Origin of the sequence: Tatumella sp. JGM91, from assembly GCF_018257575.1 — a bacterium.
GTDB lineage: Bacteria > Pseudomonadota > Gammaproteobacteria > Enterobacterales > Enterobacteriaceae > Tatumella > Tatumella punctata.
On sequence record NZ_JAERJP010000001.1, the window covers coordinates 281,071 to 300,192 of the forward strand.

Genomic DNA, 19,122 nt, shown 5'->3' on the forward strand with positions numbered 1-19,122 from the left:
GCCGTAATCCCAAACAACGTGAAGAAATAATGCATCCAGATAAAGATCTCTCAACGTGGCAGACATTCCGTCGACTATGGCCAATGATTACTCCGCACAAGGCGGGATTAGTGGTGGCGGCGGTTGCTCTGGTACTGAATGCCGCAGGCGATACCCTGATGTTATCGTTACTAAAACCCTTACTTGATGATGGTTTCGGAAAAGCCGATAAATCAGTGCTGATATGGATGCCATTAGCGGTAATGGGTCTGATGCTGATCCGTGGTGTGACCAGTTATGTCTCAAGTTACTGTATTTCGTGGGTGTCCGGTCATGTTGTTATGACCATGCGCCGTCGTTTATTTTCCCATATGATGGGCATGCCGGTTGCCTTCTTTGATCAACAGTCGACCGGCACATTATTGTCGCGTATTACTTATGATTCTGAGCAGGTAGCCTCTTCGTCATCCAGTGCCCTGGTAACAGTGGTCAGAGAAGGTGCATCCATCATTGGCCTGTTTATTATGATGTTTTACTACAGCTGGCAGTTATCGTTAATTCTGATTGTGTTAGCCCCGATCGTCTCTGTCGCTATCCGTATGGTATCTAAGCGTTTCCGTGGTATCAGTAAATCCATGCAGAACACCATGGGACAAGTGACTACCAGCGCAGAGCAAATGCTGAAAGGCCATAAAGAAGTCCTTATTTTTGGCGGACAGCAGGTGGAAACCAAACGTTTTGATGTGGTCAGTAACCGTATGCGTCAGCAGGGGATGAAGCTGGTGTCAGCATCGTCAATCTCTGACCCTATTATTCAGTTGATTGCTTCACTGGCACTGGCTTTTGTGCTCTATGCTGCCAGCTTCCCGGAGGTGATGGATACCCTGACTGCAGGTACAATTACCGTAGTTTTTTCCTCGATGATTGCCTTAATGCGTCCGTTGAAATCACTGACCAACGTTAACGCACAGTTCCAGCGTGGTATGGCGGCCTGTCAGACCCTGTTCACTATCCTTGACTCCGAACAGGAAGTGGATACGGGGACTAAAGTACTGGAGCGTGCCCGTGGTGATATTGAGTTCCGTAATGTCACATTCAGCTATCCCGGCCGTGACACCCCGGCTTTACACGATATTTCCATGACCCTGCCGGAAGGAAAAACCGTTGCTTTAGTCGGACGTTCGGGGTCAGGTAAGTCAACAATCGCCAGTTTACTGACCCGTTTTTACGATATTCAGTCCGGCCAGATTACGCTGGATGGTCATGACCTGCGGGAATACACCCTGCATTCCTTACGTAATCAGGTCGGGCTGGTTTCTCAGAATGTGCATTTATTCAATGATACTATCGCGAATAATATCGCCTATGCCCGGGAATCAGAATTCAGCCGTGAAGAAATAGAACGGGCTGCCACTATGGCCCACGCCATGGACTTTATCGGAAAAATGGATAATGGTCTTGATACGGTGATTGGTGAGAATGGTGTACTGTTATCCGGTGGTCAGCGTCAGCGTATTGCCATCGCGCGGGCATTGTTACGTGATTGTCCGGTACTGATTCTGGACGAAGCTACCTCAGCACTGGATACCGAATCTGAACGGGCAATCCAGTCAGCGCTGGATGAATTGCAAAAAAACCGTACCTCGCTGGTGATTGCTCACCGTCTGTCGACCATCGAAAAAGCCGATGAAATCGTGGTGGTGGAAGACGGCAGAATTATTGAACGTGGTTCACACACCGACCTGCTGGAGCAGCGGGGTGTTTACGCGCAACTTCATAAAATGCAGTTTGGCAAATGATTGAGCGGCTGTGGAGTGGTCAGTCAGGGTGGTGGCGCTTACTGCTGCCCTTTTCTCTGCTGTACGGCGCAGTCACTACGCTGTTACGGTTAAGTTACCGTAAAGGCTGGCGCAAAAGCTGGCGGGCACCGGTGCCTGTGGTGGTGGTCGGTAACCTGACTGCCGGCGGAAACGGTAAAACCCCGGTGGTGATCTGGCTGGTGGAACAGTTGCTGGCCAGGGGGTTACGTCCGGCAGTGGTATCACGGGGTTATGGCGGAAAAGCCGACCGTTATCCACTGCTGCTTAATGATAAAACCACCACCGGGGAAGCCGGCGACGAACCGGTACTGATCTATCAGCGTACCGGAGTGCCGGTCGCGGTTGCACCGGTACGTGCAGACGCGGTTTCAGCCGTCCTGCAGTCGTATACTATTGATGTTATCGTGACGGATGACGGGTTACAGCATTACGCACTGCAACGGGATATTGAAATTGTGGTGGTTGACGGAGTCCGCCGGTTTGGCAATGGCTGGTGGCTGCCTGCCGGTCCGATGCGTGAACGAAGCTCAAGATTAAGTGACGTTGATGCGGTAGTGATTAATGGGGGGACTGCCGGGGAAAGTGAAATCAGTATGCACCTTGCGGCCGGAGATGCGGTTAATTTACTGAGCGGTGAAACCCGTAAGTTGTCTGAGCTAAGAAATGTTATCGCTATGGCAGGTATCGGCCATCCGCCCCGTTTCTTTAACACCCTCAGGGAACAGGGACTAGTCCCGCAGGCCGAAATCGCTTTTTCTGACCATCATGCTTACAGTGCTGATGAAGTGGAACAGTTGCTGACCGGTGATCAGCAATTACTGATGACCGAAAAAGACGCCGTAAAATGTCGTACTTTTGCCAGAGAAAACTGGTGGTATTTACCCGTAAGTGCCCGGCTCTGCGGGACAGCTGTCGGCCCTTTGCTGGACAATATCCTCAGCCGGGTGTCGCCGCGCTGACGGCTGCACTTTTTCTGTTTTGTCTTTCTTCTGTCAGAGGCCATTTTATGGCCTCTGATGCTTTCTGCGGGTGACAAACAATGTCTCCTCTCCGGGCTGCTGTGATATGCTAACGCTCTGCACCCTGATGGAGGAAATATGGATCATCGTTTACTTGAAATAGTGGCATGCCCTGTCTGTAATGGTAAGTTGCATTATAATCAGAAACTTCAGGAACTGACCTGTAAAGCCGACGGATTAGCTTACCCTGTGCGTGATGGCATTCCGGTTTTACTGGAAAATGAAGCCAGGACGCTGACCGCGGAAGAGAAACTGTCATGAGTTTTGTGGTCATCATCCCTGCGCGTTTTGCATCTACCCGTCTGCCCGGTAAGCCATTAATGGATATTAACGGATTACCGATGGTTGTTCGTGTGTTGCAGCAAGCCGCGGCCTCAGGAGCATCACGGGTTATCGTTGCTACGGATCATTCTGAAGTGGCAGCCGCAGTCACGGCTGCCGGCGGGGAGGTCTGTATGACACGCGAAGACCACCATTCCGGTACTGAACGACTGGCTGAAGTTATTGAGAAATATAACTTCCCTGACGACACGATTATTGTAAATGTTCAGGGTGATGAACCACTGATTCCGCCGGCGATCATCCGTCAGGTTGCCGGTAATCTGGCGAACGCAACCTCCGGAATGGCAACGCTGGCGGTACCGATCACTGATGCAGAAGAGGCGTTTAATCCTAATGCGGTTAAAGTTGTCACTGATCATCAGGGATACGCCCTATATTTCTCCAGGGCAACTATTCCGTGGGATCGTCAGCGTTATGCCGAATCCCGCGAACAGGCCGGAGATACGTTACTCAGACATATCGGCATTTATGCGTATCGGGCAGGATTTATCCGCCGTTATATCCGCTGGGAGCCCTGCGCCCTGGAACAGACAGAGCTGCTGGAGCAGTTACGGGTTCTGTGGTACGGCGAAAAAATTCATGTCGATGTGGCCCTGGAAACGCCGAGTGTCGGGGTTGATACACTTGCGGATCTGCAACGTGTGCGCGACATCCTGAGCTGATGACCGCCCGGCAGCTGATACAGCGAGGTATCAGGAGGGAAGATGGAACGATTAAAATCAGAGCTCAGTCTTATCCTCGGGGAGTCTGTCGGCCGGATAGAACCCCTTAACTGTCAGCCTCACTCCTGCCTGTATGCACTTTATGACCGGTCCGGTCAGGCGATGCCGATGGTGGTGCGTGATTTTTCGCAACCCGGCCTCGCGGAACAACAGGCCAGAAAACTGATGTTATTACGACAGCACGGGTCGGTCCCTGTACCTGCCGTCTACGGTGTTGTATTCAGTGACCGGTTACCCTTTCATGAATTATTGCTGGTGGAAAGGCTGGGAGGAATTTCTGCCGCAGCGCCGGTCCGTTCTCCTGGTGCTCAGGAACGGCTGGCACAACAGATTGCAGACGGGCTGGGCAGCTGGCACAGTCAGTCAGCAGATAATATGAGTGGTTATATTGACAGCTGTCAGTCACTCAGCTGGCCGGACTGGTACAGGCAGTACACCACGGTTCTGTGGTCTCTGCTCAGGCAAAAAAAACAAACAGCCCTCTCTGCTGCAGACCTGCAATTTCTGTCACTGACCCAGCGTAACTATCAGCAGCTGTTTGCTGATCTGAGTCAGCCGAATGTTATGCTGCACGGTAACCTTGAGCTCAGCAATATTATCAAAGACCCTCATACGGAAAGTCTGCTGGCGATGGTTCAGCCCGGCCGTATACTCTGGGCACCGGCGGAATTTGAACTGTTCCGTTTATGGAATGAACCTGTCGGACAAGCGATTATTCTTAAATACCGGCACAGACACCTGCTGGACGAAGGCTTTATCTGGCGTTGCCCGTTATACCGCCTATGGTATCAGGCAGAGCAGGTTGTCTGTAACCAGCCATTTTCAGCACAGGACTTTGCTGAAGCCAGGAGGCAACTGCTTCCGTGGCTTGCTGAATAAGCTTCAGCTGCTGATTTTTTGCCACAGTTGCCCCAGTGTTTCATACCAGGCCCGTTCGCTGTGAGATAACCAGATGGCAGCAGGCGTTATCCTTTCCAGGAAAGTTAACGGGCCGGAGATCGCCAGCTGGTTTGCCGGTGCCGGCCAGGGGTGCAGCCCCTGACGCTGGAAGAAGATCATCGCTCTGGGCAGATGATTGGCAGATGTCACCAGCAGCAGAGAGTGCCGGCCGACGATATTTTTTACGGCGGCGGCTTCTTCGGCCGTATCTCTGGGAGTATCGAGCTGAATAATATCAGTGGCGGGGACGCCAAGTGAGACAGCAACTTCTGCGGCAACACTGGCGTTACTGCGCGGGTTATCGCCGGCTCTTGCACCGGTAAAAATCATCTTAGCCGCGGGGCTTAATCGCCATTGTCTGACACCTTCTGCCACCCTTGGCAGACTGTTACCCACCAGATTAGACCCCGGCGCCCAGTGAGGGTCATAGGTATAGCCGCCCCCCAGCACCACGATATAATCGACCGGACGCTCACCTTGCCAGGTGGGATAGTGATTTTCCAGAGGGGCCAGTAAACGATCGGCCACCGGTTGCAGGCTTAACAGCAGTAAAACCAGCCAGCTGACCGAAAGCATAATTTTGCCGGATTTCTGCCAGCGGCTGAACCAGAGCAAAATAAGTCCCGATGCCATAAAAATAATGATTAACGGCAGCGGAGACAGCACTGCGCCTATCATTTTTTTAACCATAAAAAGCATAAATCTCACCAGTTTTGTCTGAAAAAACAGCAGCCGATCGTAATCTCAGGGATGAAAGCTACATTCTTGCAAGAGCTGTGACAAAATAGCATATTTGCGCCATCACCTAACCGGAGCTTTGCCATGAAGGATCGTAATTTTGATGATCTTGCAGAAAAATTTGCTCAGAATATTTACGGTACCGCGAAAGGTCAAATTCGTCAGGCAATTCTCCGGGATGAACTTGAAGATATATTATCTGCACTGCCACAACGGCCCTTATCAATAATTGATGCCGGTGGCGGTATCGGTCAGATATCCAGCGGACTGGCGTTGTGTGGCCATCAGGTATTACTCGGGGATGTCTCAGCAGAAATGCTGCGGCGTGCTGAAGAACATGCCCTGGCGACCGCTGCCAGCGGGAATATGGTTTTTAAGCAAATGCGGGTGCAGGATATTACAGACCATTTGGATCAGCCTGCGGATCTGGTATTGTTCCATGCCGTGCTGGAATGGATCGCTGAACCTGAACTGGCGCTGAAGGCATTATTTGAAGCGTTAACCCCCGGCGGGGTATTATCGCTAATGTTTTATAATCTTCACGGACTGACGATGCAGAACCTGACACTGGGTAATTTTGGTTACCTGCGGGCGGATATGAAAAAACGGAAGAAGAAAACCCTGTCACCGGACTATCCCCGCGACCCTCAGCAGGTCTATGGCTGGTTAACCGAATGCGGGTTTACCATCGAGCAACGGGCAGGGATCCGTGTGTTCAGTGATTTTATCCGTGATATGCCCCCGAGTGCCAATGGCTTTGACGGTATTCTGGAAATGGAGCGGCGATTCAGTCGTCAGGAACCTTTCTTAAGTCTGGGCCGTTATATTCATGTGACTGCGCGTAAACCTCTGCAGAAGGATCAATTATGAGTGATTTCTCCCAGACGATCCCGGAGCTGGTTTCCTGGGCCCGTACCAGCGATTTTTCTATTTCGCTGCCCACGGAGCGTCTGGCTTTCCTGCTGGCTATTGCGACGCTGAATGGCGAAAGAATGGACGGTGAGCTGAGTGAAGGAGAACTGACTGACGGGTTTCGTCATGTCAGCAAAGCCTTTGAACAAACCAGTGAAACCGTCCAGGCCAGGGCGAACAACGCCATCAATGATATGGTAAGACAGCGATTACTTAACCGCTTTACCAGTGAACAGGCTGACGGACATGCGATTTACCGGCTGACCCCGCTGGGAATTGGTATTACGGATTATTATATTCGTCAGCGTGAATTTTCTACCCTGCGCTTATCCATGCAGTTATCTATTGTAGCCAGTGAGCTGAAGCGGGCGGCAGAGGCGGCAGAAGAAGACGGCGATGAATTCCACTGGCATCGTAACGTGTTTGCGCCATTAAAATATTCGGTAGCAGAAATTTTCGACAGTATCGATCTCACACAGCGCTCAATGGATGAACAACAGCAGGGTGTCAAAGATGATATCGCTGCATTGTTAAATAAAGACTGGCGCGCAGCCATTTCAAGTTGTGAGTTATTACTGTCTGAGACTTCCGGTATTCTGCGTGAATTACAGGATACCCTGGAAGCGGCGGGGGATAAATTACAGGCTAACCTGATGCGGATTCAGGATGCCACGCTTAACAGCCCTGATTTGGGTTTTGTGGATAAGCTGGTGTTTGATCTGCAAAGCAAACTGGACAGGATCACCAGCTGGGGTCAGCAGGCAATTGACCTGTGGATTGGCTACGATCGCCATGTACATAAATTTATCCGTACCGCGATTGATATGGACAAAAACCGTGTATTTGCTCAGCGGTTACGTCAGTCGGTACAGAATTACTTCGAAAACCCCTGGGCGCTGACTTACGCCAATGCCGAACGTCTGTTTGATACCCGCGAAGATGAACTGACTCTGCGTAATGAAGAAGTGACCGGGGAATTACCGGCAGAACTGGAGTTTGAGGAATTTAACGAAATCCGTGAGCAACTGGCCGCCATGATTGAAGAAGCGTTACGGGTTTATAAACAACAGGCAATACCACTGAACCTGGCCGATGTCATGCGTGAATATCTGGCACAGTATCCGCGTGCACGGCATTTCGATTTAGCACGGATTGTTATCGATCAGGCAGTACGTCTGGGTGTTTCTGAAGCTGATTTAGCAGGGCTGCCTGCTGAGTGGCAAACTATAAATGATTACGGAGCCAAGGTGCAGGCACATGTCATTGACAAATATTGAACAAGTGATGCCGGTTAAGCTGGCACAGGCACTGGCTAATCCGATTTTTCCGGCGCTGGACAGTCAGTTAAGGGCCGGCCGGCATATCGGTTTTGAAGAATTAGACAATCATGCCTTTTTAATGGATTTTCAGACCGAACTGGAAGAGTTTTATTCCCGTTATCACGTTGAATTAATCCGCGCGCCGGAAGGTTTTTTCTATCTGCGTCCGCGCTCCACAACGCTGATCGCCCGGTCGGTAATGTCAGAGCTGGATATGATGGTAGGAAAAATTCTCTGTTACCTCTATCTCAGTCCGGAACGGCTGGCGAATGAAGGTATCTTCACCCAGCAGGAATTGTATGACGAACTGATGTCTCTGGCAGATGAAAATAAACTACTGCGTTTTGTGAATCAGCGTTCAACCGGCTCCGACTTTGACCGTACAAAATTGCAGGAAAAAGTACGGGCTTCACTGAACCGGCTGCGCCGGCTGGGCATGGTATGGTTTATCAGTAATGACAGCAGCAAATTCCGCATTATGGAATCCGTATTCCGTTTCGGTGCTGAAGTCCGCAGTGGTGATGAACCACGTGAAGCCCAGTTGCGTTTAATCCGTGACGGTGAAGGCGTGGCACTGGCGTCCGGGGAGACAGAGAATCGTGCAGCAGCAGAAAATGATCAGCGCAGTGATGACGTTGCAGCAAACGGGGAGGATGACGAAGAATGATTGAACGCGGAAAGTTTCGATCCCTGACATTAATCAACTGGAATGGCTTCTTTGCCCGTACCTTTGATCTCGATGATATGGTGACCACCCTGTCCGGAGGCAATGGTGCCGGTAAGTCGACCACGATGGCGGCATTTATCACAGCACTGATTCCTGACCTGACATTACTCCATTTCAGAAATACAACCGAAGCCGGAGCCACCAGTGGTTCACGGGATAAAGGGCTACACGGAAAACTGCGCGCCGGTGTGTGTTATGCGGTACTTGATGTTGTGAACTCCCGTGGCCAGCGCTCTGTGGCTGGCGTGCGTTTACAACAAATTTCCGGACGTGATAAGAAAGTTGATATCAAGCCGTTCAGTATTCATGAACTGCCGGAGGCAACCAGCCCGACCGAACTGCTGACAGAAATTGTGAACAGCCGTCAGGCTAAAGTCCTGCCATTAAATGAAGTAAAAGAGCGGCTGGAAGGCGTTGAGGGTGTGACCTTCCGCCAGTATAGCTCTGTGACTGACTATCACAGTATGATGTTTGAACAGGGTATTGTTGCGCGCCGGCTGCGTACTCAGGGTGACCGCAGCAAATATTACCGGCTGATTGAAGCGTCGTTATATGGCGGGATCTCCAGCGCGATTACCCGATCATTACGTGATTATCTGTTGCCGGAAAATGGCGGGGTACGTAAAGCATTCCAGGATATGGAAGCCGCACTGCGTGAAAACCGGATGACGCTGGAAGCTATCCGGGTGACCCAGTCAGACCGAAACCTGTTTAAGCACCTGATCACCGAAGCCACAGATTATGTGGCTGCGGATTATATGCGACATGCGAATGAGCGCCGGACGCATCTGGACGGTGCTTTGTTACTGCGTAATGAACTGTTTACCGGTCGTAAAACACTGGCAGCTGACCAGTATCGTCATGTCGAAATGGCCCGCGAACTGGCAGAGCATTCTGCCGCTGAAGGTTCTCTGGAGTCTGACTATCAGGCTGCCAGTGATCACCTTAACCTGGTGCAGACGGCCGTCCGGCAGCAGGAAAAAATTGAGCGTTATGAAGGTGAGCTTGATGAGCTGACTTACCGGCTGGAAGAACAGCAGGAAGTGGTTGCTGAAGCCGAAGAAATTAATGAAGACAATCAGCAACGTGCTGAAGCTGCGGAGCTTGAAGTTGATGAACTGAAAAATCAGCTGGCTGATTTCCAGCAGGCGCTGGATGTTCAGCAAACCCGTGCTATCCAGTATCAGCAGGCGATACAGGCCCTGCAACGGGCGCGGGAACTGTGCCAGATCCCCGATTTATCCCTGGACAGTGCCGAACAATGGCAGGAACGTTTTAGTGCCAGAGAAGAAGAAGCAACCGGCCAGTTACTGGCATTAGAGCAGAAACTCAGTGTCGCCGAAGCAGCACACAGCCAGTTTGAACAGGCCCTGGAACTGGTCACCCGCATTTCCGGCCCTGTCAGCCGTCATGATGCCTGGCAGACCGGCCGGGAAATCGTACGTGACGCCGCAAACCAGCGGCATTATGCTGATCAGTTATCGTCTTTGCGTTTACGTCTGGCTGAGCTGGAGCAGCGTTTACGTGAACAACACGAGGCTGAACGTCTGCTGGCCGAATTCTGTAAAACGCAGGGGCAGCACTATGCTGCTGATAGCCTGGAAGAACTGCACCGCGAGCTGGAAGCACAGATTGAGTTGCTGGCTGATGTGGTGGCAAATGCCGGAGAGCAGCGTTTAACCCTGCGTCAGACCCTGGCACAGATCCGTGAAAAAATCACCGGTCTGACCAGCAAAGCCCCCCATTGGCTGGCTGCCCAGGAGATCCTGACTCAGCTGAGCGAGCAGACCGGGCAGGCATTAACCAACAGCCAGCAGGTGACGGGTTATATGCAGCAGTTGCTGGAGCTGGAGCGTGAAACCACCGTCGAACGTGATGCGGTTGCAGCGCAAAAACGCGAAGCAGAACAGCAGATTGAACGTCTCAGCCAGCCCGGCGGCTCTGAAGACAGCCGTCTGAACCAGCTGGCAGAGCGCTTTGGCGGGGTATTGCTGTCTGAAATATATGATGATGTCACCCTGGATGATGCTCCGTATTTCTCTGCATTGTATGGCCCTTCACGTCATGCGATCGTGGTCCCGGATTTAAGCCTGATCCAGCAGCAGCTCTCCGGGCTGGAAGATTGTCCGGAAGATCTCTACCTGATCGAAGGGGATCCTCAGTCATTTGATGACAGTGTATTCAGTGCCGATGAGCTGGAAGGCGCAGTTATTGTTAAAGTGGCGGATCGCCAGTGGCGTTATTCACGTTTTCCGAAAGTCCCGTTATTCGGCCGTGCTGCGCGGGAGAACCAGCTGGAATTACTGCATAATCAGCGTGATAAACTGGCTGAAACTTACGCGACCTTGTCATTTGATGTACAGAAAACCCAGCGTCTGCACCAGTCATTCAGTCGTTTTATCGGCAGTCATCTGGCGATTGCATTCGAACAGGATCCTGAAGCGCAAATTCGTGAACTGAATAATCAGCGGGTGGAGATAGAACGCGCACTCAGCCAGCACGAGAATGAAACACAGCAGCAGCGCCAGCAGTATGAATTGGCGAAAGAGGGCGTAGCCCGGCTCAACCGTCTGTTACCACGGGTAAGCCTGTTGCAGGATGATACCCTGGCCGATCGTTGTGAAGAGATCCGCGAGCAGGTCGAAGAAGCTCAGGAAGCTTCCCGCTATCTGCACCAGCATGGCAGTAAAATCAGCAAGCTGGAAAGCATGTTATCAGTACTGCAAAGCGATCCGCAGCAGCATGCTCAGCTGCAGACTGACTACCTGACGGCACAGCAGAAGCAGCGCGAATACCGTCAGCAGTCCTTTGCACTGACCGAGGTCTTACAGCGCCGCGCCCATTTCAGCTATACAGATTCAGGCAGTATGCTGAACGGTAACAGTGACCTGAGTAATAAACTGCGCAAACAGCTCGAACAGGCAGAGGGTGAACGCTCGCAGGCCAGAGAGCGGTTACGGGAACATCAGTCAATGCTGACGCAGTATTCGCGGGTACTGGCATCCCTGAAAAGTTCTTATGATGCCAGGAAAGATATGCTCCGGGAATTGCATCAGGAAATGCAGGATATCGGCGTGGCTGCGGATACCAGTGCGGAAGAACGGGCCCGGTTACGCCGTGATGAACTGCATAATCAGCTCAGCCACAACCGTGCGCGACGTAATCAGCTTGAAAAACAGATTACATTCTGTGAAGCGGAAATGGATAGCCTGCAAAAACGGCTGCGTAAACTGGAACGGGAGTATGCCCAAAGCCGTAGTCAGGTGGTCAGAGCCAAAGCGGGCTGGTGTACAGTGATGCGGCTGGTGAAAGATAACGGCATTGAGCGTCGTTTGCATCGCCGTGAACTGGCCTATCTGGGCGGAGATGAACTGCGTTCCATGTCGGATAAAGCTCTCGGTGCGCTGCGTCTTGCGGTTGCTGATAATGAACATCTGCGGGATGTACTGCGGTTATCGGAAGATCCAAAGTATCCGGAACGTAAGATTCGTTTCTTTATCGCGGTCTATCAGCACCTGCGTGAACGTATCCGTCAGGACATTATCCGTACTGATGATCCGGTTGAAGCTATCGAACAGATGGAAATTGAACTCAACCGGCTGACCGAAGAACTGACTGCCCGTGAACAAAATCTGGCAATCAGCTCCCGCAGTGCGGCAAATATTATCCGTAAAACAATACAGCGTGAGCAGAACCGTATTCGTCAGCTTAACCAGGGGTTGCAGGCGGTCAGTTTCGGACAGGTCAACAGCGTACGTCTTAACGTGAACGTCCGTGAAGCACATTCTGTGCTACTTGAAACCCTTGCCCGTGATCACGATCAGCATCAGGATCTGTTTAACAGCCAGCGTCTGACCTTCTCGGAAGCGATGGCGAAATTGTACCAGCGTCTGAATCCGCATATCGATCTCGGACAGCGCACGCCGCAGGTGATTGGTGAAGAACTGCTGGATTACCGTAACTATCTGGAAATGGAAGTTGAAGTAAACCGTGGTTCTGAAGGCTGGCTGCGTGCGGAAAGTGGTGCCCTGTCTACCGGGGAAGCGATTGGTACCGGGATGTCTATTCTGGTGATGGTGGTACAAAGCTGGGAAGAGGAATCACGCCGCCTGCGGGGCAAAGATATCTCTCCTTGCCGGTTACTGTTCCTTGATGAAGCAGCACGGCTTGATGGCCGTTCGATCGCGACATTATTTGAATTGTGCGAGCGACTGGATATGCAACTGGTGATTGCGGCACCGGAAAATATCAGTCCGGAGAAAGGCACCACCTATAAACTGGTCCGTAAGGTGATTAATAATACGGAGCATGTGCATGTGGTTGGTTTACGTGGATTTAGTCCGGAGCCGTCGCTAACAACACCGCCGTCAGAAGCAGCAGCAGAAGAATAACTTTATCTTTCTGACCTGTTTCAGGGTACAAATTAAATAACATAAAACGGCATTTGTTTTTCAGCAAATGCCGTTTTATTGTTTACACTGGATGTATTAATCCGAAAACGTAATGTCTGAACGAGTGCTGTTGCTTACGGTAAGATATAAGGGGGCAGGGATGTTAAAAAAAGGTCGTATGTTCAGGCCGGTAATAATATTGTGCGGGCTGCCACTGGCACTGATGCCCGTATCATCATTGCTTGCGGCACAGATTAACAATCGCGGAGACGCCGCGGAACAGCAGGTCCGTGTTCATCCTGAGACTGTCAATTTTCGTACGGTGATCAGTTCATTACCTGCCGGAGTGCATCCCAGATACTTATCCGAACTGTCGGCCCTTTACCAGGCCCGCCATATGCAACCTGTGTGGCAGGATACTCTGGCCACTGACAAATTTGAACAGCAATTAGCTGAGGTTGCGTTGTCCGGGGTCCAGCCACAATTCGGGGAATGGATCCGCGTACTATCACGCAGCGACATCACCGGAATGAAACGGGATATTATATTATCCGATGCCATGCTGGGTTATTTGCAGTTTGCGGCGCAGGCGCCTTTAAAAGGCGAAAGCTGGCTATACGGTAATACGCCCTATGCAATGACCGCGCCTTCCGCCGGACAGATTGCCCTCTGGCAGGCATCTTTGAACAGTCACCGTGAAGTTGCCTTTATTAACGGCCTGGCACCGCAACATCCGCAGTATCTGCCTATGCAGGCAGCACTGAAAAAGCTGCTGGCTGACAACAGGCCGTGGCCACATATGTCCGGACGCGGGTCGATAAGGCCGGGGGAAAGTCGTCCGGAGATACCGGAACTGCGTGCGATTTTGATCCGCAGCGGAATGCTGAACGAAAATACTCCGGTTCCGGTGGTCAGTGTCTCTCCGGCAGCGACGGACAGCGGAACACCGACGGCAGCCACCCAACCTTCCGCCGCGGGCGGACAAGGGTTACCGGCCAACAGTAACCTGACAGAGTCTTCCCCGGCCGTCATGCCAGTGGATCCGCAGACTCTGTATAGTCCTGAGCTGGTCGACGCTGTGAAACGCTTTCAGCAGTGGCAGGGGCTGGCCGCCGATGGTGTGATTGGTGCCCGTACCCGTGAATGGCTGAATGTCAGTCCGGGGATGCGTGCCGGATTACTGGCACTGAATATGCAGCGTCTGCGTTTACTGCCGGACGATATGCATAATGGCATTATGGTGAATATCCCTGACTTCTCGATGAATTTTTATCAGGACGGTAAAACGATTCTGCACTCGAGGGTGATTGTCGGACGACCGGACAGAAAGACACCACTGATGAGGAGTGCGCTGAATAATGTCGTCCTGAATCCGCCCTGGAACGTGCCGACCAGTCTGGTAAGAGACGATATTGTCCCGAAAGCGAAAAGTGACCCTTCGTACCTTTCAAAACACGGATTTACACTGTTCTCCGGCTGGACGGCAGATGCCAGTGTCATCAATCCGGATACTATCAACTGGGCTGCGGTTAATCCGGCCACGTTCCCGTACAGGGTTCGTCAGTCTGCGGGGCCGCAAAGTGCCCTGGGGCGTTACAAATTCAATATGCCCAGCTCTGATGCCATTTACCTGCATGATACCCCGAACCATACTCTGTTCCGGAGTGATATTCGTGCCCTGAGCTCCGGGTGTGTCAGGGTAAATAAAGCGTCTGAACTGGCAGGTTTACTGCTGCAAAACGTTGGCTGGGACAGTCGCCGGATTGCCGGGGCGATACAGCAGGGCGATACGCGGTTTGTTGCTATCCGCCACCGCATTCCTGTCAATCTCTATTATCTGACTGCCTGGGTGGGGGGGAACGGTCAGCCGGCATTTCGTACCGATATTTACAGTTACGATAATCTGGCCCGTAATGGACAAAGCAGTCTCAGTAATGCCGGTAAATTTATTCTTTAGTCTCTGAACGAAAACAGCTTTTACCGAACCTTGCTATATGGCTGATTGCTGTTTTATTTTTTTATCGCGGAAACTGCGCATTTATTGCAGATAACCGGCTTGACGCAGCCGGATCATCTGGTTATCGTGCTTTTTGTCTGTTTTTTGTCCCTCCGTTATTCAGGTTATATGTGTTCATGGATAAATTTGATTCCCAGCGTCGAAAACTGTTGTTGTTAGGCGGAGCTACCGCCGGCTTACTGGTACTCCCGGGGATGGCTGAGGCCTCCGTATCTGCATCACGTCCGCGTATACTTACTCTGAGTAATATGCATACCGGCGAAACCCTGAAAACAGAATTTTTTAACGGTAAAAGTTACAATAAAAGTGAACTGGTCCGGCTGAATCACTTTTTTCGTGATTACCGCGTAAACCAGATTAAGCCAATCGATCCACATCTGTTTGACCAGCTTTACCGGCTGCAGGTCATGCTTGGCACCCGCAAACCCGTGCAGCTGATTTCCGGTTACCGGTCCCTGGCGACAAACAACCGCTTACGTGCCAGCAGCAGCGGAGTGGCGAAGCACAGTTACCATACCCTTGGACAAGCCATGGATTTCCATATTGAAGGGGTACAATTAGCAAACATCCGTGCCGCGGCCCTGAAAATCCGTGCCGGAGGGGTCGGGTATTATCCGAAGAGTAATTTTGTCCATATTGATACCGGGCCCGTCAGGCACTGGTCTTAGTTTTTTGTTTTATTGAGGTTATTTCATTGAGTCAACTGCGCTACCATCTTATTCCGGTGACGGCTTTTTCCCAGAACTGCTCTGTTATCTGGTGCGAAGCGAGCGGAGAGACGGCGATAGTCGATCCGGGCGGTGATGCTGAAATTATCGTTCAGACCCTGAACTCCCTTGGACGTACGCCGTCGAAGATCCTGCTTACCCACGGGCACCTGGACCATGTCGGAGCGGCAGCGGAACTAGCCGCCCGTTATCAGATACCGCTGACTGGCCCCCAGATCCGTGACAAATTCTTACTGGATGCTCTGCCACAGCAAAGCCAGATGTTCGGGTTCCCTTATTGTGCGCCGTTACAGCCTGATAAATGGCTGGAGCAGGGCCAGGAGGTGCCTCTCGGTGAATTATCTCTGGAAGTATTTCATTGCCCGGGACACACGCCGGGGCATATTGTCTTTTTTGAGCGCAGCAGCCGGTTACTGATTTCCGGTGATGTGATCTTTAAAGGTGGTGTCGGGCGTTCAGATTTCCCTCAGGGCGACCATCAGCAGTTAATCCATTCGATAGTATCGACTTTACTGCCATTAGGGGATGACGTGACCTTTATCCCCGGGCATGGTCCTCTCTCCACCCTCGGAGATGAGCGTCAGACCAATCCGTTTCTCCGCTGAACAGATATAAAAAAAGCCATCAGCAAATAATTGCGATGGCTTATTTCGCGGGTTTCCTGATTACAATACGGCGATAATCGCTTCACATAACGCGGACATATTATCCGGCGTCATTCCGGCAATATTGATCCGTCCGGAATCTACGGCATAAATACCGGATTCATGGCGTAACCGGTGTACCTGCGCCGTTGTCAGACCACTGAAAGAGAACATACCGTTCTGATTATTGATAAAGCTGAAATCCTGTGCTGCGCCTTTATCCGCCAGAGTATTAACAAACAGCTGACGCATCCGCTGGATACGCTGTCGCATATCTGACAGTTCCTGTTCCCAGATAGTCCGTAATGCGTCGTTACCGAGGATCGTCGCGACAATCGCTGCACCGTGTGACGGAGGATTTGAATAGTTTGAACGGATGGCAAATTTCACCTGGCTGAAAGCTGCAGTGGCTGCACTGCTGTCTTCAGCGACCAGGGTTACGGCACCGACACGTTCGTTGTACAGTCCGAAATTCTTCGAATAAGAGCTGCACACCAGTAATTCTTTATGCTTCTCTGCAAAGATACGCAGTCCGGTAGCATCTTCTTCCAGGCCTTTACCGAATCCCTGATATGCGAAATCGAATAACGGCAGCCAGCCGCGTGCAACTGACAGTTCAGCCAGTTGCTGCCATTGTTCGGCAGTCGGGTCGATACCGGTAGGGTTGTGGCAGCAACCATGGAACACTACGACATCACCGGCGGCAGCCTGCTGTAATGAATCTGTCAGTGCAGTAAAGTCCAGCTGGTGGTTTTGTGCATCGTAATAATGATAAGTGCATACTTCCAGGCCACTGGCGGCAAAGATATTTTTATGATTCGGCCAGCTCGGATTGCTTATCCAGACACGTTTAACGCCAGTCTGCTGCACCAGAAAATCGGCGGCAACCCTCAGTGCACCGGTCCCCCCCGGGGTCTGAGCGGTACGGGCGCGTTGTGCAGCCAGTAACGGGTTATCTTTACCAAACAGTAACTCCTGAGTAAGACGGGCGAACTCAGGGTATCCGTCGATACTGAGATAACTTTTGGTGGTTTCATTTTCCAGCAGGAACTGTTCTGCTTTCTTCACGCTGGTCAATACCGCGGTTTTTCCTGTTTCATCTTTATATACACCAATACCGAGGTTAATTTTATTCGGACGGTCATCGGCGCGGAAAAGATCAGCCAGGCCCAGTATAGGATCGGCAGGTGCAGCAGAAATTAATTCAAACATGAGTGAGACCCGATTAGAGATAAACACATTGTGCGAGAGCTCAAGGTTATCCCGATGGCTGCAGATTGCCAACAGCTACAAGGCAAATTTATGCGCTAAATATCATATTTTTATTATGACAGAGGACTGAGCAGAGCGGAGAAAGGATGCAGAACAGGAAAAGTGTGTGAAGTGAAAATAGCGGAAAAAACCAAAACATACGGGGCCATCCGGCCCCGTGTGCAGTACTGAGTTATCTGACAATCAGAACTGGTAAACCAGACCGACGGCCACGATGTTATCGGTAGCCAGACCCAGCTTGTTATCGTCTTTCAGCAGGTTGATTTTGTAATCAACGTAGGTAGACATATTCTTGTTGAAGTAGTAAGTCGAACCGACATCAATATATTTATTGATATCTACATCACCGATATTTTCAACATCTTTGGCTTTAGTCTGGATATAGGCCAGAGAAGGACGCAGGCCGAAGTCAAACTGATACTGTGCAACCAGTTCAATATCCTGAGTCTTGTTAGCAAAACCATAAGTTTTATCGCCATTGCTGGCAGTCTTGGTTATTGGTGTTGCATTCTGGCCTTCAGCATAGGTCGCTGCCAGGTAGATGTCATTTGCGTCATATTTCAGACCGGTAGCCCATACCTGCGCATGTTTTCCATGACCGTAGGTTTGCAGGTTCTGATCTGTAGTGCGGTTTTCTGAAGAGAAAGCACCGGTAACAGCGACACCAATTGGTGAGGTATAAGATGTTGAAATACCCCAACCATCTCCGTTAGCACGCTGTGCCTGTGGGTTATTATTAGGTTTATCACTGTCGGTACGGTCATTTTTGCCCTGGTACTGAACAGCGAAGTCCCAGCCATTCACCAGACCAAAGAAGTCAGTGTTACGGTAGGTAGCAACACCGGTAGTACGGCCAGTCATGGTATCAGTGATACCAAAGTCGCCACCGAACTCTGGCAGCATATCGGTCCAGCCCAGTACGTCATAAGCAACGGCGTAGTTACGGCCGTAATCAAAGGTACCGTACTGACCGGCTTTCAGGCCGGCGAAGCCCAGACGGGTCTTGTTACCGTCTTGTGCATCAGAGCCTTCGGAGTTATTCGCGTTGAAGTTGTATTCCCACTGGCCGTAACCGGTCAGCCAGTCGTTAATCTGAGTTTCGCCTTTAAAACCGAAACGGGCATAAGACTGGTCACCATCATTTGATTTGTCTTTAGAAAAATAGTGCAGGCCGTCGACTTTACCGTACAGATCCAGTTTATTACCGTCTTTATTATAAATTTCAGCGGCGTTAGCTGCGCCTGCAACTAACAATGCCGGGATCACGACTGCCAAAATGTTGCGCTTCATCATTTATTACCCTCATCGGAGTTTATTGTAGACAACTGTCACTATCGTCAACAATTCTTTACAAGAACTATTTGCGATGTTTCGTGTCTTTCTGTGTCTGAGGCATCTTTCCATTCATACGATGCCATTTCTAGCCCGAATATGCTACAAAACTAAAATTTGAGTTTCAAGCTGAAAAAGTGTATTTCAAGATGTAAATAACATGGAACTTTGTGAGAGGAATAAGTTCGGTACAAAATAATAAAGCCGGTAATTACCGGCTT

The 19,122-nt window shown here is 50.9% G+C and carries 15 protein-coding genes; 12 read left to right on the forward strand and 3 right to left on the reverse strand.

Annotated elements, in window-relative coordinates:
* The first annotated feature begins 29 nt into the window (after nucleotides 1-29).
* From msbA to JK198_RS01395, 5 genes are all read left to right on the forward strand, one after another.
* Nucleotides 30-1,778 carry a lipid A ABC transporter ATP-binding protein/permease MsbA gene (gene msbA, locus JK198_RS01375; protein ID WP_212706693.1) on the forward strand — a complete coding sequence of 583 codons (1,749 nt, stop codon included), beginning with the start codon at nucleotides 30-32 and terminating at the stop codon, nucleotides 1,776-1,778.
* Nucleotides 1,775-2,758: a tetraacyldisaccharide 4'-kinase gene (gene lpxK, locus JK198_RS01380; protein WP_212709919.1), complete on the forward strand. Its 984-nt coding sequence runs from the start codon at nucleotides 1,775-1,777 to the stop codon at nucleotides 2,756-2,758. Before msbA ends, lpxK begins: the two co-directional genes overlap by 4 nt.
* A 138-nt stretch (nucleotides 2,759-2,896) precedes the next feature.
* Entirely contained in the window at nucleotides 2,897-3,079 is a 183-nt protein-coding gene (locus JK198_RS01385) for a Trm112 family protein (protein ID WP_212706691.1), read from the forward strand.
* On the forward strand, nucleotides 3,076-3,822 hold the full coding sequence (kdsB, locus tag JK198_RS01390) for a 3-deoxy-manno-octulosonate cytidylyltransferase (protein ID WP_212706690.1): 747 nt from the start codon (nucleotides 3,076-3,078) through the stop codon (nucleotides 3,820-3,822). Before JK198_RS01385 ends, kdsB begins: the two co-directional genes overlap by 4 nt.
* A gap of 42 nt (nucleotides 3,823-3,864) precedes the next feature.
* A complete protein-coding gene (locus JK198_RS01395) occupies nucleotides 3,865-4,761 on the forward strand; it encodes a phosphotransferase (RefSeq protein WP_212709920.1) in 897 nt (298 codons plus the stop codon).
* A 3-nt stretch (nucleotides 4,762-4,764) separates the two neighbouring features.
* On the opposite strand, the gene elyC is transcribed toward JK198_RS01395, so the two are convergent.
* Nucleotides 4,765-5,520, reverse strand: a complete 756-nt coding sequence (gene elyC, locus JK198_RS01400) for an envelope biogenesis factor ElyC (protein ID WP_212706688.1) — start codon at nucleotides 5,518-5,520, stop codon at nucleotides 4,765-4,767.
* A 123-nt stretch (nucleotides 5,521-5,643) separates the two neighbouring features.
* On the opposite strand from elyC, the gene cmoM reads away from it, so the two are divergent.
* From cmoM to JK198_RS01435, 7 genes are all read left to right on the forward strand, one after another.
* Entirely contained in the window at nucleotides 5,644-6,429 is a 786-nt protein-coding gene (cmoM, locus tag JK198_RS01405) for a tRNA uridine 5-oxyacetic acid(34) methyltransferase CmoM (RefSeq protein ID WP_212709921.1), read from the forward strand.
* The gene (mukF, locus tag JK198_RS01410; RefSeq protein ID WP_212709922.1) at nucleotides 6,426-7,748 is read left to right on the forward strand and encodes a chromosome partition protein MukF; all 1,323 of its coding nucleotides are present in this window, start codon (nucleotides 6,426-6,428) and stop codon (nucleotides 7,746-7,748) included. The genes cmoM and mukF overlap by 4 nt, the downstream gene beginning before the upstream one ends.
* Nucleotides 7,729-8,457: a chromosome partition protein MukE gene (gene mukE, locus JK198_RS01415; RefSeq protein ID WP_212706685.1), complete on the forward strand. Its 729-nt coding sequence runs from the start codon at nucleotides 7,729-7,731 to the stop codon at nucleotides 8,455-8,457. Before mukF ends, mukE begins: the two co-directional genes overlap by 20 nt.
* Nucleotides 8,454-12,908 (forward strand): chromosome partition protein MukB, encoded by a 4,455-nt coding sequence (gene mukB / locus JK198_RS01420; RefSeq protein WP_212709923.1) that lies wholly within the window; start codon nucleotides 8,454-8,456, stop codon nucleotides 12,906-12,908. Before mukE ends, mukB begins: the two co-directional genes overlap by 4 nt.
* 160 nt (nucleotides 12,909-13,068) lie before the next feature.
* Nucleotides 13,069-14,865, forward strand: coding sequence for a L,D-transpeptidase (gene ldtD / locus JK198_RS01425; protein ID WP_249212914.1), 1,797 nt, complete (start codon nucleotides 13,069-13,071; stop codon nucleotides 14,863-14,865).
* 176 nt (nucleotides 14,866-15,041) lie between these two features.
* A complete protein-coding gene (locus JK198_RS01430; protein WP_212706683.1) occupies nucleotides 15,042-15,593 on the forward strand; it encodes a YcbK family protein in 552 nt (183 codons plus the stop codon).
* 35 nt (nucleotides 15,594-15,628) lie between these two features.
* Nucleotides 15,629-16,258: an MBL fold metallo-hydrolase gene (locus JK198_RS01435; RefSeq protein ID WP_212706795.1), complete on the forward strand. Its 630-nt coding sequence runs from the start codon at nucleotides 15,629-15,631 to the stop codon at nucleotides 16,256-16,258.
* Between the two features lie 60 nt (nucleotides 16,259-16,318).
* Here the strand turns inward: JK198_RS01435 and JK198_RS01440 are convergent, their stop codons facing one another.
* Entirely contained in the window at nucleotides 16,319-17,509 is a 1,191-nt protein-coding gene (locus JK198_RS01440) for an amino acid aminotransferase (RefSeq protein ID WP_212706682.1), read from the reverse strand.
* A gap of 243 nt (nucleotides 17,510-17,752) precedes the next feature.
* A complete protein-coding gene (gene ompF / locus JK198_RS01445; RefSeq protein WP_283092694.1) occupies nucleotides 17,753-18,862 on the reverse strand; it encodes a porin OmpF in 1,110 nt (369 codons plus the stop codon).
* Nucleotides 18,863-19,122: the final 260 nt, after the last annotated feature.